This window comes from Peribacillus phoenicis (assembly GCF_047238085.1).
Taxonomy (GTDB): Bacteria; Bacillota; Bacilli; order Bacillales; family DSM-1321; genus Peribacillus.
In genome coordinates, this window is sequence record NZ_JBDFMF010000001.1 from 4,894,605 (window position 1) to 4,909,006 (window position 14,402).

9 protein-coding genes are annotated in these 14,402 nt (G+C 41.0%); 4 read left to right on the top strand and 5 right to left on the bottom strand.

Annotated elements, in window-relative coordinates:
* Positions 1-4: 4 nt before the first annotated feature.
* From ABC374_RS24275 to ABC374_RS24290, 4 genes are all read right to left on the bottom strand, one after another.
* Positions 5-253 carry a hypothetical protein gene (locus tag ABC374_RS24275; protein WP_413019999.1) on the bottom strand — a complete coding sequence of 83 codons (249 nt, stop codon included), beginning with the start codon at positions 251-253 and terminating at the stop codon, positions 5-7.
* A 239-nt stretch (positions 254-492) separates the two neighbouring features.
* The gene (locus ABC374_RS24280; protein ID WP_413020000.1) at positions 493-2,562 is read right to left on the bottom strand and encodes a SpoIID/LytB domain-containing protein; all 2,070 of its coding nucleotides are present in this window, start codon (positions 2,560-2,562) and stop codon (positions 493-495) included.
* A 259-nt stretch (positions 2,563-2,821) separates the two neighbouring features.
* On the bottom strand, positions 2,822-4,828 hold the full coding sequence (locus tag ABC374_RS24285; protein ID WP_413020001.1) for a penicillin-binding transpeptidase domain-containing protein: 2,007 nt from the start codon (positions 4,826-4,828) through the stop codon (positions 2,822-2,824).
* A gap of 394 nt (positions 4,829-5,222) precedes the next feature.
* On the bottom strand, positions 5,223-6,659 hold the full coding sequence (locus ABC374_RS24290; RefSeq protein WP_413020002.1) for a hypothetical protein: 1,437 nt from the start codon (positions 6,657-6,659) through the stop codon (positions 5,223-5,225).
* A 458-nt stretch (positions 6,660-7,117) separates the two neighbouring features.
* Between ABC374_RS24290 and ABC374_RS24295 the strand changes: the two genes are divergently transcribed.
* The gene (locus tag ABC374_RS24295) at positions 7,118-7,261 is read left to right on the top strand and encodes a hypothetical protein (protein ID WP_350300654.1); all 144 of its coding nucleotides are present in this window, start codon (positions 7,118-7,120) and stop codon (positions 7,259-7,261) included.
* 28 nt (positions 7,262-7,289) lie between these two features.
* Here ABC374_RS24295 and ABC374_RS24300 read toward each other — a convergent pair whose 3' ends face one another.
* Complete coding sequence (locus ABC374_RS24300) at positions 7,290-7,607, bottom strand: hypothetical protein (RefSeq protein WP_350300655.1); 318 nt, start codon at positions 7,605-7,607, stop codon at positions 7,290-7,292.
* Between the two features lie 546 nt (positions 7,608-8,153).
* Here ABC374_RS24300 and ABC374_RS24305 point away from each other — a divergent pair.
* The 3 genes from ABC374_RS24305 to ABC374_RS24315 all read left to right on the top strand — a co-directional run bounded on the left by ABC374_RS24305 (position 8,154) and on the right by ABC374_RS24315 (position 14,337).
* Positions 8,154-9,047, top strand: coding sequence for a helix-turn-helix domain-containing protein (locus ABC374_RS24305; protein WP_137016494.1), 894 nt, complete (start codon positions 8,154-8,156; stop codon positions 9,045-9,047).
* 699 nt (positions 9,048-9,746) lie between these two features.
* Positions 9,747-11,372: a hypothetical protein gene (locus ABC374_RS24310; RefSeq protein WP_413020003.1), complete on the top strand. Its 1,626-nt coding sequence runs from the start codon at positions 9,747-9,749 to the stop codon at positions 11,370-11,372.
* The gene (locus tag ABC374_RS24315; RefSeq protein ID WP_413020004.1) at positions 11,365-14,337 is read left to right on the top strand and encodes a DEAD/DEAH box helicase; all 2,973 of its coding nucleotides are present in this window, start codon (positions 11,365-11,367) and stop codon (positions 14,335-14,337) included. Before ABC374_RS24310 ends, ABC374_RS24315 begins: the two co-directional genes overlap by 8 nt.
* The last annotated feature ends 65 nt before the right edge of the window (positions 14,338-14,402 follow it).

A 14,402-nucleotide genomic window follows, 5' to 3' on the forward strand; every position in this document is an offset into this window, starting at 1 on the left:
TTTTTTAAGTTTCTTTCTCATTAACCGTCTGGATTTTTTCGGTATTCTTTTCTTTTAAGTTGCGTTTACTCAAGATTTGGGGCATTTCTTTGAAGTTTTGGAGCATTAACTCATGAGGTTGGTGGATCTGCTCGTTGATTTGCGATTTACTCGTGAGGTTGGTGCTTTTACTCATGAGTTCGTGCTTTACTCGTGAGTTTAGCGCATTCACTCGCCAATTTGAGGCTTTTACTCGTGAATTTTGTGCTTTCACTCGTGAGTTTGCGCCTTTTACTCGTGAATTCGTGCTTTACTCGTGAGTTTAGTGCACTTACTCGTGAGTTTGGTGCTATTACTCGTGAATTCGTCTTTACTCTTGAGTTTGGTGCTTTTACTCGCCAATTTGAGGCTTTTACTCTGAGTTTGCGCCTTTACTCGTGGATTTTGTGCTGTTTTCTTGTATTTACTATTTATAAGGACAAAAAAAGACGCCATACGTGACGTCCTACTCTTTCACTTTTTTATGTATTTTTTTAATACATACCCAATTTGGCTTCCCTTTTTCACTTTATACCATTCATCTTGTTGAGCCAGTATCGTTACAGCTTGGTCCCTGTATAGATTGCCGATCGTTTCAGAAGATGCATTTCTACTTTCTTTAATAGATAATTTGCTTGCTGTCACTATTCCCGTCGTCTTCCTAATCGAGATTTTCGTTGAAATGGTTTTCTGATTGTCACTCTCATCCTTAGCGGAGATTTTTACCGTAAATATCCCGTTGGAGATATTTTTGAAATCCCAGGTTGCCGATTGACTGCCTTTATTGAACTGCCTTTCATTAAGGATGCCGACAACCTTACCTTTACTGTTCTTGATTTCCACCGTTACATTAGCGTTTTCATTAATTGTATACGTTATGTTCGCTTTCTCGGTACTGTAATCACCCGATGTATTGATATCGGTGATTTTAGGTGCCGACGTATCTCTACTGATTTTTATCGCCATTGTTTCCAAACCTTCATTCCCGCCTCGGTCCATTGCTGATAATTCTGCTTCATATGTCCCGTTACTCACCGCTTTTGTGTTCCAGATTGCTGAATGGGTACCCTTTTTCATTGTTTGATCACGGACTGGGGTAGCTATAGATTTACCTTTACTATCTTTAATCGTGAGAGTTATCACTGCATCTTCTTTTAGGGTGTATGTGATTCCAACCTCATCATTTAAATGATCCGCCTTCGCTTTCATGTTTACTGAATTCGGCTCCTCCTTTACAACAATATCCTTTTTAGATCCGGCACTTGGTCCATATTCCTTTTCTATAATTGTGTCAGGATAATAAAAACCCAAAATATCTTGATATGAGTGTCCTGCTTCCGCTCTGTTTTTCGCTCCAAACTGACTTAGTCCGACCCCATGCCCATATCCTGATCCTTCGATTACAATTTTGGAAGGATCGTAAGATGAGTGGTCAACCAAATAGCTTTTCATCACCTCTTGCCCCACCATGCCCCTGATTTTGGAAGCCGCTACATTGGTAAGCTTAACCGTTTGCTGCAAAAGTTTTCCCCTGTCATCAACGAGATCCCTTACATAGAAATTCAGTTGGATGGAGCCTTTCGTAACACGGCCACCCGTTTTATCATCTGTAAAAGTTAACAAGGGAATCTCCGTTATTTTAATATCTTTCTTCGCATATCCATTATTCTTCAGCCAAGCCTTCAGCTTCGGCACAACCTTTTTATCTTTTTCCTCTACACTTGTCCACCATTCTTCAGGTTTAGATAAATCTATTTTTGACAGGTCGATTTGCTGCTTGTCCAGCGTTATCGCCCAATTGGTTTCCGAATCATATAAATCTTTTTTTATAGATAGATATGCAAGAGGGTTGCCTCTTGACCAAACATTTGAATTCAATTCGGTCATTCCTCCATTGCTTGATGAAAAGAACGCTTCGATTATTTCGCCATCATGTTTGATTACCATGCCCTTTGTCTGTTCAATGGCTGAATCAGTTCGATAGTGACCGGCAGCCCCGCCATATACTTGGTAAGAAACCGTATCATCAATGATTGTCGATTGATGGCGAAGTGCATACGTCCGAGCGGCAATCGCCTGTGCCTTTAAGGCTTCGGCATGCCATAGTGCGGGCATCTCCAGCGGTACAACGCCCTTTAGATAATCTTCAATGTAAACAGCATTGATTGGCCGGATGTAACCGTCCTCCGCTGTAAATGAAAATGAGCCTTGATACGGACGGCCGTTTATGGACAATGAAGCATCAGGTTTTACTGGCATTACCTTAAAGGAAGCATAAGAACCCGTTTTCTTAGAGCCTTTGTAAACGGCAAGTTTAGCCGACTCCGCTTTCAAAGTCAGACTTTCACCCGCCTTGATGAATATCTCTCCCATTGAATTACGGTAGTCCCCGGTTGCCGTTATTTTAACAATGGTTCTATTGCCTAAATAATTCTTAAGTTTCACTTCCATCGTTGAATTTTCTTCTGTTGCCGTCGCTTCATGAGAAGGAAATGCAAAAAAAGTGATAAAGAAAGCGATAAACAAATACTTTAAACTTTTCATTCCCCTTCATCCTCATTCCTTTTCTATTTATCTTTCAAATATTTTTGAATTAATCCTGTTCAATCCATTGGCATGAGAAAACTGTTTACTTGTGGTTACTGAACTCTCTTTTACATTCTGTATGTACGACTCATTATCCTTCAAATCCAGCTTTATTGTCGTAACAAATTGGAATCCACAACCTAATAAAAGCAGGACACGGAAGAAACCATGTCCTGCTTTTATTTTGGTAAATAGTGCTGATGGGTGACTTTTTTCTTTACTTCAAATACTTCTTCAACACCGGTTTCATTTGATCGACAACGACATGGCTGCCGCCTCGGCCTTTTACATCTTCAATCATCCATGCCATAAGAAGTTCCGGGTCTTCTGTGTCCATGGCAACGAACCAGCCATTTTCTGTTCCGTCCGCATTTTTGGATGCCTTGATTTCAGCAGTTCCCGTTTTGGCAGCGATTTTGATGCCAAGATCATCTATTCCATGTCCACTTCCCTTAGGATGTTCCACTACTTGTGTCAGCATCTTGGTGACCTGATTTGCTTGGTCTGCTGATATCGCATTTTCTTTCCATATTTTCTTTTCTATTTTATCTCCTGTTATTAACGAAGGTGCCAGGATGTTTCCTTCATTCAAGAAGGCTGAATAGGTCATGGCGAGATGAAGCGTACTCATTTGGACTTGCGCTTGACCATATCCGGCGTCCGCCAAACGTCCCTCACTGTCGACCTTACCGATGCTCGATGCTTTGATCGGATAATCGTAATTCAAAGACTCATCAAATCCGAATGCCTTGAGTCCATTTGTGAATTTTTCCTTACCAAGACCCAGAGCTTTTTGGGCAAAGTAAATATTGTCTGAATAAATTAATGCCTTTTCCATATCGATTGGAACACCTGGGTCCGAAACCCTTGTAATGGAATGATCTTTCCATGTCGATTTGGCCCATGTTTTCCCTTGAATATTTATCGACTCTTTCGGATCCACACCATTTTTCAAAGCGATTGCCGCAGTGATGGCCTTAATGGTTGAACCAGGTGCAAACGTCGAACTGAAGCGGTTCAGAAGTGGTTTTTTCGGGTCTTCTTCAAGCGCTTTTTGTTCCGCTTTCGTTATTCCGAAAATATATTTATTAGGATCAAATGACGGACTTGAAACAAGTGCAAGCGTTTCGCCTGTCATCGGATCAATTGCCGATGACGATCCGGCTTCATTCTTATATTGCTCGAAGATATCCTTTTGAAGCTCGGCGTCGATGGTCAATGTAATTGTTTCTCCCTCTTCAGCAGGCTTTTCAGCAATCACTTTTTCTTCGCCATCTTCGGTTTTAATAAAGATTTTACCGCCAGGTTTGCCTTTAAGCCGCTCTTCCAACACTTCCTCAAGACCGCGCTTGCCAATAACATCACTTGCGGTATATCCTTTTCCTTTCAATTTCTCCAAATCCTCGGCCGATGCCTCACCGACATATCCAATTAGATGGGCAGTAGCCTCTTTATATGGATATATGCGTTCTTCTGTATTATTGACAGATACACCAGCAATGCTTAATAGCTTTTCCAAGGTTGCAGTATTATCATTTGACATTTTCTTGATGGGCACGAAATAGCTTGGCTTTACCCATGATTGTTTTAATTTCTGATTCACTTCGTCGGTGGACATATTGAGGATTCCAGCGACCTTTTTAACCGTTTCGGATTCATTGGCCATTTTCTCTGGCACGATTCCCACTTCTGCAACCGTTCCATTCATGGCAAGGCCGCGTTCATTTCTATCGACAATTTCCCCGCGAATGGCTGGATACGATTCAACCGATACCTTCTCGCCAGCTTTCAATTGAGGGAATATGTAGCTTTCATTCCACTTGATGTACCAATTTTCTTCCTCGCCTTCCCCTTCCTTGACAAGTGTCGCTTTATGATCAGAGCTGACAGCACCCGCCATAGTGGACATATCAACGGTATATGAAAGGCTTACCTTTTCTCCGTCTTTATGGTCTTTCTCTTCTTTTGGCTGTTTATAGTCCACCTTTAATTGGTCGGCTTCTATGCCCGTATAGATTTTTTCATAACGCATCGCAAATTCATCCGCACTGATTTTCTTCTTTGTCTCAGGCGACAGATACTCGTACATCTTTGCAAAATCCTGTTTATTCCAAAGCTTCGTGTATGCGGCAAAGCGATCTTCCGGACTTGGCTCATCCGAGCATCCGGCCAGAAACAATACGCTCAACAACAATAAGCTGGAAACTAAAGCTAGTTTCTTCATGATTTCCTCCTAATGAATAGTTAGAATGATATACCTATAGTTTAGCAAAATATTAGGGGAATGGGGGATTTTGTATGCCGAATTTCTTCATTTTTCTAATTAACCATGATTTTTCTAAAACAAAAGTCCTGTACATAATGTACAGGACTTTTGTTTTAGAAAAAATAGAAGAGGGGCCAGTTCGCAAAAATGATCCAGTTAATTTCAGGAATCCGCTCCCTTTCCGCCGACTGTCTGCTAACAATCTAAAGAGGGTTTCATCCAAGGAGACCCGCAGGCGGAAAGCGAGTGCATAGGCAACGTTCAAATTGTGCAAACCCTTAAAAAACGTAGGCAAACTCGATTTTCATCAAGTTTGCCTACAGTCTGATTCCTGTACATAATGTTCAGGAATCTAAAGCATTCTTTTTTTTCGGCTTTTTTTCTCTTGGAGCCATTTTTTCAAGAAGAAAAAGCCCAGGATGCTAGAAATGACTAGGCCGCTTGTAGTCACAATGACAGCTACCCATTCGTATAAGCTGTAATTCATATAAGCTTTCCACGGTAATTTCCCTTTCCAATCTTCAATATATAGATTCATTCCGAATATCCCGGAGACAACCGTATAAATCGTTAGTATTTGCAAAAGATAATTACTGCTTTTCCCAGACAGTTTATCCTGATTTTGATAAAGGTAGGAAAGTGTTTCCTTCACTTCTTTGTATAGAGGGGCAATCCTGAAGGTTTCATCCGTTTTTTTGAAGAGCTCTTTACCGATTGCCGTACTATTGACTTCAGTGAATAAATACTTTGCAGAAAACTCAGTGATCATGAAAATCAGCTGTTCTGTATCCGATTGATCTTTTTCCACATCTATCTGGGAATGTTCATGTGCCAATTTGAGCAGTACGATTTTATAATAGAAGAAAATCAACACTGTATAAAAATGCTGACCATACATTTCACTAGCCAGTTCCCGTTCAAGTTTACCTGTCGCTTTCGTGACACACGCGAAATGATACATGCTAGTTACATAATAGGTTTCCTTGCCCCACCTGTCATATACTCTTTCTTGATAATACTTTTCGATATAATCAGGATTTAATGCGCCTATATATGGCTCACCATCATTGTCATACCCGTTCAGTTCACTGATCCGGAATAAGTCATTTTTAGAAATATCACGATCCTCAGGGAATGCCGTATAACTGATCACGTACATTCTTTCATCGATGAAGAAGGGCAAACTGCCAAAATAGGTCGGGTCCGCTTGTTCTTCATCTATATATTCCTCAATTGGCGGCAATAGTTCATTGAAGATGAAATCCTTCACTTGTTCATACTGATTTTCCCGACAGCCGACTTTCGTTTTTTCCTCATCATCAGCAATCGGTTCAAGGATTCGGAATGTATCGCCAAAATAGAGTACATCATCATTTGAAAGCCCTTCAGGTAAAGTAATACGAAGATTCATCATGCCAATATGAAATGGGCATATGAAGATATCGATAGAGTCAATAATAAATGGGGTATTTAGATAGGGTGATTCGAAGGTACAATCAATATCCAGTTTTTTCGTGAAACGCCGCAAGCCTTCCTTCTGTTTGGCATTACTCGGAAATAAAATCGGCTCGATGTAAGGCATGAAATACTTTTCAAGTTTACGGTGCGAAACTTTATGACCACCGTAAAATTGATTTTGTTGTTCCATATCTTTCAAGTTCAAAAAAACGAAATTGTCCTCAAACAACTTTTCCACAAACTTTTCAATCTTATTTCCTTCAAGCGTAAATGGAAAAATGTACTGCTGGAAAGTTCGCTTCGTGGGATCATTCTTTACTTTCACATCCATATAATATATTCCTCCGATTAAACTGCGATGAACACAGGTTTAATTCATCATGTTTCTTATATTTACCCATGTATATACAAACAAAACGAAACATATTATAGAAAAAAAGTGGACAAATTACCCAAATAAAAAAAATCCCCCAAGCATGTGCACGGGGGCCATCGAAAAGAGTTCTTCAACCCTCTTCACTTTAGGGTACTAGAAACTGATGTTTCTAATGAAAAATCCGATATTCGGACCATTTTAACATTTATTTTAAGTATGATAAAATACGGAATTTCTCCATATTTGGGCTTTTCCTCTTACTATCATCTAATAAATCCTTATATGCAGGGATTCACAGAAGAAAATATAACTAAAGGAATAATTGCAAGATCTTTTGTTCATCCTTTTATCATTAAAATCACGTTTTAACTATGAAAAAGTGGGTAAATAAAAATAAGCAAAGGAGAGACATCATGAAATCCGATAGCATTAAACAACACTTTAAATTTTTTGAAAGAACAAATAACGCTAAACCAAGTGAGCGGAAACAAATGAGCGATTTCATCAAAAAGAAAATGAATGCTCAAAACAGTCATTTAAATGGCAAAAACTCATGACATATGGGATGTCATGAGCTTTTATCATTTAAAATGCGATTTCATTACCTTGAAGGTTGTGCTTCACACATTTCTTGATACCGATTACATTCAAAAAATGTTGAATCTTCTTCATCGAGGTCGCCTGATATTCATCCACAATGGTAAACTCTTTAAGATAAGCGATTTTTTCTTGTACATCTGTATCTATATGATCTTGGCTGGATTCTTTATCATCTGATTTTTTGCATGTGTACACCACAGCTTCACCAATTTTCCTGGTTGCCTTATCAAAATAAAAAGAAAACACAATGGCACATTCATCATCGTAAAAAGAGGGTTGAACTTTCATATTAATATCAATCATTAACCTTACACCTCTCTCCGTTTTGTTATATACACTATAACAAAATCATTAAAAGGAAATAGGCGTTACAAACTACGCTCACGTTTCTTCAACACCTACCAAATGGACCTTACACTCCCCATTCATAGATAATTATAACTACAGGAATATGCGCAAAAGAATAATCATTTAATAATAATAAAAAAAAACATCTTCAATTGAAGATGCTTGAATGATTGATAGAAAGCTTCATTTACTTATTTATATAAACCTGGAAGTTCTGCGTAAAGGCCTGGTAATTCGCTTGGGACAATAACAAAAGCAGCGATGATAAGAAAAGATACGACTAATGCTTTAGTACTTTTTTTCATAGGTCATTCCTCCTTTTCTTTTAAAAAAATATTGGTTAAAATAGAAAATAATTCTATAGTTATATTTAACCACAATTCTTAAAATCATATATTTCGAATAAAGAATCTTTTTAAACCGTTCAGGACCTGTACATACCGCTTTCACCGATTTTTCATAACAAAATATAACTCTAGGCATATTTTAAGGAGAATCAAAATGGATTTTTTTGCAGTTGGACAAAAGATCAAAGAGCTACGTAAACAAATCGGGCTTTCCCAAGAAGAGTTGGCAACCGGTATTTGTACACAAGCACAGATCAGTAAGATTGAAAAGGGCGATGTCTATCCATATGCATCCACTCTCTACTTAATTTCCCAACGTTTAGGCGTTGATGTAAACTATTTTTTTGATATTGGAATGACCCCTAGGCTGGATTACGTGGAAGAAGTGATTTATCAATTAAAAATAGCCAGAAGAACCCGAAATTATGAGGAAATGCAGCAAATTGTAAAGGCTGAGGAAAACAGTCCCCTCTTTCTTCAAAATAAAAAGAATCATCAATTGATTCTTTGGCACAAGGGAATATACGAATATGAAAAAAATAAAGATTTAGATAAAGCTATAGAATTCATCAATAAGGCCATCTCCATTACTCATACGACTGATAAAATTTATTCGGAACGGGAGCTTGAAATCTTAAGCAGTCTTGGTGTAATGTATGTTGCCGAAGAACAATACGAAAATGCATTTGCCTTGTTAAGGAAAGCTTTAGATCACTTGAAAGCCCTGCCTTTCTTGACGGATAAAACGCTAAAGACGCGCCTATCCTATAATTTTGGCAGAGTGCTAACACGCCTTGGCCGATACGAAGAGTCCATTGCCTGCTGCCAAGATGCCATAAAGTGGTGCCTCGAACATGATCAATTATATGCTTTAGCGGATTTACATTACCATTTAGGATACAATTTTGAACTCGTAGGTAACTTTGAAGAGGCAAAAGAGTACTTGGAAAAATCTGCGTTTCTATTCAAATTACAAAAAAACCATACCTTTGTTACATTCATCAACAAAAAGCTGGACAGTTGGAAGAACGAAATGAAAATAAACTAATTCTATAATTTGGAGCCATTTCCCCGGGAATGGCTCCAAATTATAGACAAACTCGATGCCTCCAGGCACTCGCTTTCCGCGGGCGGTCCGTTCTCGGATCCTATGCGCCTGCGGGTCTCCACTTGACGCTCTTTCCCCGCAGGAGTCTCGCACATTGTTCCAATCTACTTTGCATTAATTTATATATAGAACCCCTTTTGTCTACAAACTGAGCAATTCACCAGGAGTATATAATTTCTCATACTCATCATTTCCAAAACCTCTAATCTACATTTTAAATTCCAAGCCAAAATGAAGTATAATAAAGAGATGCTTCAAAAAAGCAATTTCAAAAAAGATTCCTGCCCTCATCACTTGGTATTGTGAAGCGTGATGAGGATGAAGGATTTGAGGCATGTTAAAGTGATTGCCAGTTATTCCTGTTTATATCTGAACCGCTTATATTCAAGGGGATTTTTGACGATATTGACTTTTACAGGGTTTTTATGAATATACGGCTAGGAGCAGTGATGGTTTGTTCGATTAAATGGATTAGAACGTAAAGAGAACGGCCATAGTCCGGCATTCGATCTGGGATGTAATATATGCACCCCCAGAAATAGGCCGGGGCGGGATTACGATAAGTTAAAGAACTGATGGTTCATGATCATACAAAAATATAATTTTGGTATACAGGGCTTGTCCCTGAAGGAGGAGAGTATGGAGCGGGAGTTGTTGTTAGTTGGGGAGCGGCTGGCGGAATTTTTGGAGGCCGGGGATCCGGAAGATTCGGATGTGGTGAATCAAGGGCTCCAGTTATACCGTCAGGGGCTCGTTGATATTAAAGAAGAAGCGGCGGATACGATTGCGGCTGAGGTACAGGATGTGACACGCTTTAAGGCCAGGCTGAATCTGCTCTTCCCGCAGGATGGAAGCTGTACATGTGATTCAAGGTTCATTTGCCGGCATCAAATGGCCGTTTTCTTTTCTGCATATTCCGAACACGCTAGTGTTTCCGAATGGCTGAGCGATTGGAAAGCACCAAAAAACACCTCAACGGCCCAAGCACTGCAGCAAGTGAAACCGGCAAGTGAATTACTTAAACAGTCGGCAGGGAAATCCATCATCTTAGATAAAAGCTATCCATCATGGAAGCAATTCGTGAATGATGCATTTGCTGAACATGTCGAGCCTCATATAGGTGAGGCTACTTATATGATTGAAAATCATATACAGACTTACTTTAAACGCCTTAGCTCAAAAGCTCCAATGGAAAGGGAATGGAAATTGCTTTATCATTTCGTTACCCAATTTTGCACGATGCAGCAGACACTGAGAATGATTCAGCTGCATAAAAGTGAGACGCAAACGATCCGGGTCTTTTATGCCCTTGCCGTCGACCTGGCAGAGGAGCTTCATGAAACGGTACAGCCGCTTAGCAGGCAAGCGAGGCCCTTCGCCTTTGATCCCTTCGTTTTCAGCATCAAGGAAGATGTAGCTAAACTGCTGGATGGAGGAGAAGGCCTGGAATACGAAAAGATCGACCTCTACCGGGAGATATGGAGCTACTTATTCTCCAACTCCTCATGGCGTAAAGAGGAACTGGAACGAATCAATAAAGAACTTCCAGAGAAGTATATGGGCACCACTGAGAGGACGTCCTATTCCCTCGCAGCGATTCACCTATCCCTTTTGGAGAACCATGATAAACAAGCGATTGGGCTTCTTCATGAATTGAAGAAGGAAGCCTGTCCATACATTTTTTATTGGCTGAATCTCCTGGCTGAATCCGACAACCGGGCACGGGCTATCCCTTTCATTGAATTCATCAATAATAATGTCCAGGAGTTCCTTGCCGGTTTATCCGATTATTATAAACGGGTGGATTTCGTCCGGACCTTTACGACTTTAATTAGCAGTTGCTGTTATAAATTAAAACGGACCGATTTACTTGAGAAATTTTACAGGGCCACCCTTCCGCACAGCTATTGGAACTATGCAAACTTCCTTTTTGAACAAGGACAATATAAAAAATGGGTGGAGATGCATATTTACTCAGAAATCAGCATTGACTTAATCAGCAGTGAATCCATCAAAGAAGTGGTCTCAAAAGAACCGGAACTAATCCTGCCCCTTTATTATCATGCGGTCCAGGAAAAAGTTTCTTTGAAAAATCGGCCTGCTTATAAGCAAGCTGTCCGATATTTGAAAAGGATGCGCACCATCTATAAAAAGAGCAAAAAGGAAGATGTATTCGAACGTTATATACTTTATGTAGCAGATTCGACTAAACGGCTTCGCGCTTTCCAAGAAGAACTAAAAAGGGGTAAGCTTATCGATGTTTAATCCAGGGAAATTAAAAATCAAAATAGCGGCTCTCGAAAATGGAACTTACGCCCTTGGTGTCGTCAATGAAGAGAATACCTTCCTCACCACGAATTATATACGCAGGCTGTTATTCAACTGGGATGACGCAAGCTTTTATGGCACTAAAATGACTACTGATATAGTGGATGGAAATCAAGTATTCATACTTGACGCTTGGGGACTTCTCAATTTTTTTGCGAGGGAAAGCTTCAACTCCTTCATAGAATGGGAATGGTCCGAGATATCCTCCCTTTGCCTGTCCGCAGCTCCCGTTCTTCATGAATCCATTGAAGCTGGAATCCCCGTACCGGATTTCACCAATCTTCAATTGGACTCCATCGGCTGGAAGCTGCCGGAAGAAGTGGAAGAGGAATTCGTCCCTTCCTTTTGGGAAGAAGAAATATCTTTGGATCTTCCTTCACCTGAACTGGAAACCAACCGTACTTTTATTGAAAAGTGGTATAACGGTGCCGCTAATATGTATTTAAAAAACTATTCACCCATGCAGCATAAATGGAGTGAAGCCGTCGGGGCATTAAAGGATACACGACTTTCTCCCGAAGAATTGCAGGCCTTTTTTGACAAAGACAGCTGGCAGGAATGGCTCGGTACCCTGCCCGATCCCAAACCATTCACTATAGGTCTCCGTTTAACTGAACCTCCTGATGGCAACGGGCCTTGGATACTCGATGTTACCCTTCGTTCCAAAAGGGATGAGAATATCATTGAAACATATACAGGAAAAAAACTTCCGCGCGGCTGGAATAAGTATGCAAGTGATGTGGTGCGTGCTACGAAACGCTGGCAACTCGTCGTGCCATGGCTTGGGGAGAATGGCCGTCTGAAAAGGGAGATTTCAGAAACGGATGCATGGGAGTTCTTGACCGATGCAAGCGAAAAGCTCCTGTTTCTTGGCGTCGAAATTCTCCTTCCATCGTGGTGGCTTGCCTTGAAGGAGTCCTCATTGAAGGTCAAGGCGAAAGTGAAGAGCCAATCGAACCGCGGCCCTTCTTATGTCGGGTTAAAAGCTTTAATGGACTTTGATTGGCGGTTCTCATTAAATGGCAAGGAGCTCACTGAGGCGGAGTTCGAGGAGCTCGTCAATGAAAAAAGGCGGCTTGTCTTCATCCGCGGCCAATGGGTCAAGCTTGACCCTGCTTTCATTAAGCAAATTCAAGAGCTGATGGAAACAGCCAATGAAAAAGGCATCCAACTGACTGACTTGCTGCAGCAGGAACTGTTGAATGGCGTAAATGAAGATGGCGATGGCGATTCTGAAAACGACGAAATGCTCCGGATTCAATTTGAATTGAACCAGGAGCTCCGTAAAATGGTGGGAAGGCTCCGGGAAACCAAAAACATATCCATCCTGCCCGTCCCTAATGCACTTCAAGGTGATTTACGCCCCTATCAAAAACTGGGCATGAGCTGGCTCCTTTTTTTAAGGGAGCATGGTTTTGGTGCATGTCTAGCCGACGATATGGGACTTGGAAAAACCGTCCAGATGATTGCCTACCTACTTCATGTTAAAGGCAAAGAAAGGGCCGGTAAAGAGCTGCCCACTGCGCCCAGGGATGAACAAAAGAGTGAACCGATCATCGTCGAAGAGGATATCAGCGCGGAGAGCAGTGATGAGGGTGAGGTCATTACCACTGCCCCCGAATCCGTCTCTGTACAATCGGCGCTCATCGTCTGCCCGACATCGGTACTTGGCAACTGGCAAAAAGAATTGGAAAAATTCGCTCCATCACTTAAAGTTCACCTACACTACGGATCGAATCGTGCTAAAGGTGAGGCATTTACTAAACTGGCAGCCGACCATGATATTGTCTTAACATCATATGGACTGACCCACCAAGATGTGGCTGAACTGACCTCCATACATTGGAGCAGTGTTATCCTTGATGAAGCACAAAACATCAAGAATGCCCAAACGAAGCAATCCAAAGCGGTCCGCAAGCTAAATGGCAGACATCATATCGCCCTATCGGGTACGCCGATGGAAAACCGTTTAAGTGAGCTATGGGCGATTTTCGACTTCATCAACAAAGGTTATCTCGGAACGCTAGGTCAGTTTCAGGAAAAATATGTGGCGACCATCGAGCGTGATGATCAGAAGGATAAAATCAAGGAATTGCAGCGTTTGATACAGCCATTTTTGCTTCGCCGTACAAAGCGTGATAAAGAAGTCGCTCTTAATCTTCCGGATAAGCAAGAACAAAAGGAATTCGTACCGCTTACCACCGAGCAAGCATCGTTGTATGAGCAACTAATTAAAGATACATTCACTGATATCGAACAACTGTCTGCCTTTGAAAGAAAAGGCATCATCCTCCAGATGCTGAATAAGCTAAAGCAGCTTTGCAATCATCCAGCTCTTTACTTGAAAGAAATGGAAAAGGAAAACATCATGAAGGCACCTAACCGATCTGGCAAACTCGAGAAGCTGACCGAGCTTATCGATGCTGTTCGCGAACAGGATGAAAGCTGTCTCATTTTCACACAATATATCGGGATGGGCAATATGATTAAAGAATTGCTGGAAAAACGATATGGCTTTGAAGTGCCATTCCTGAACGGGAGTGCGAACAAGAAGCAGCGTGATGAAATGATCACCCGATTCCAAGATGGGGATTTCCCTATTTTCATACTCTCGTTGAAAGCAGGCGGCACCGGACTTAACCTTACTGAAGCAAACCACGTGATTCACTATGACCGCTGGTGGAACCCAGCTGTTGAAAATCAAGCAACCGACCGTGCTTACCGAATTGGGCAACAGCGTTTCGTTCACGTTCATAAGCTAATCTGCACAGGGACCCTGGAAGAAAAAATCGACCAGATGCTTGATAAAAAGCAAGCCCTGAACGACGAGATCATCAGCAGTGACAACTGGATCACCGAACTTTCCACAGAGGAAATCAAGGACCTGGTTGCTCTTCAATAACCTGATTTCACGTTATGATGATGATTGAAGGCAAAAAAAAGGGAGAATGCATATATGATATGCAT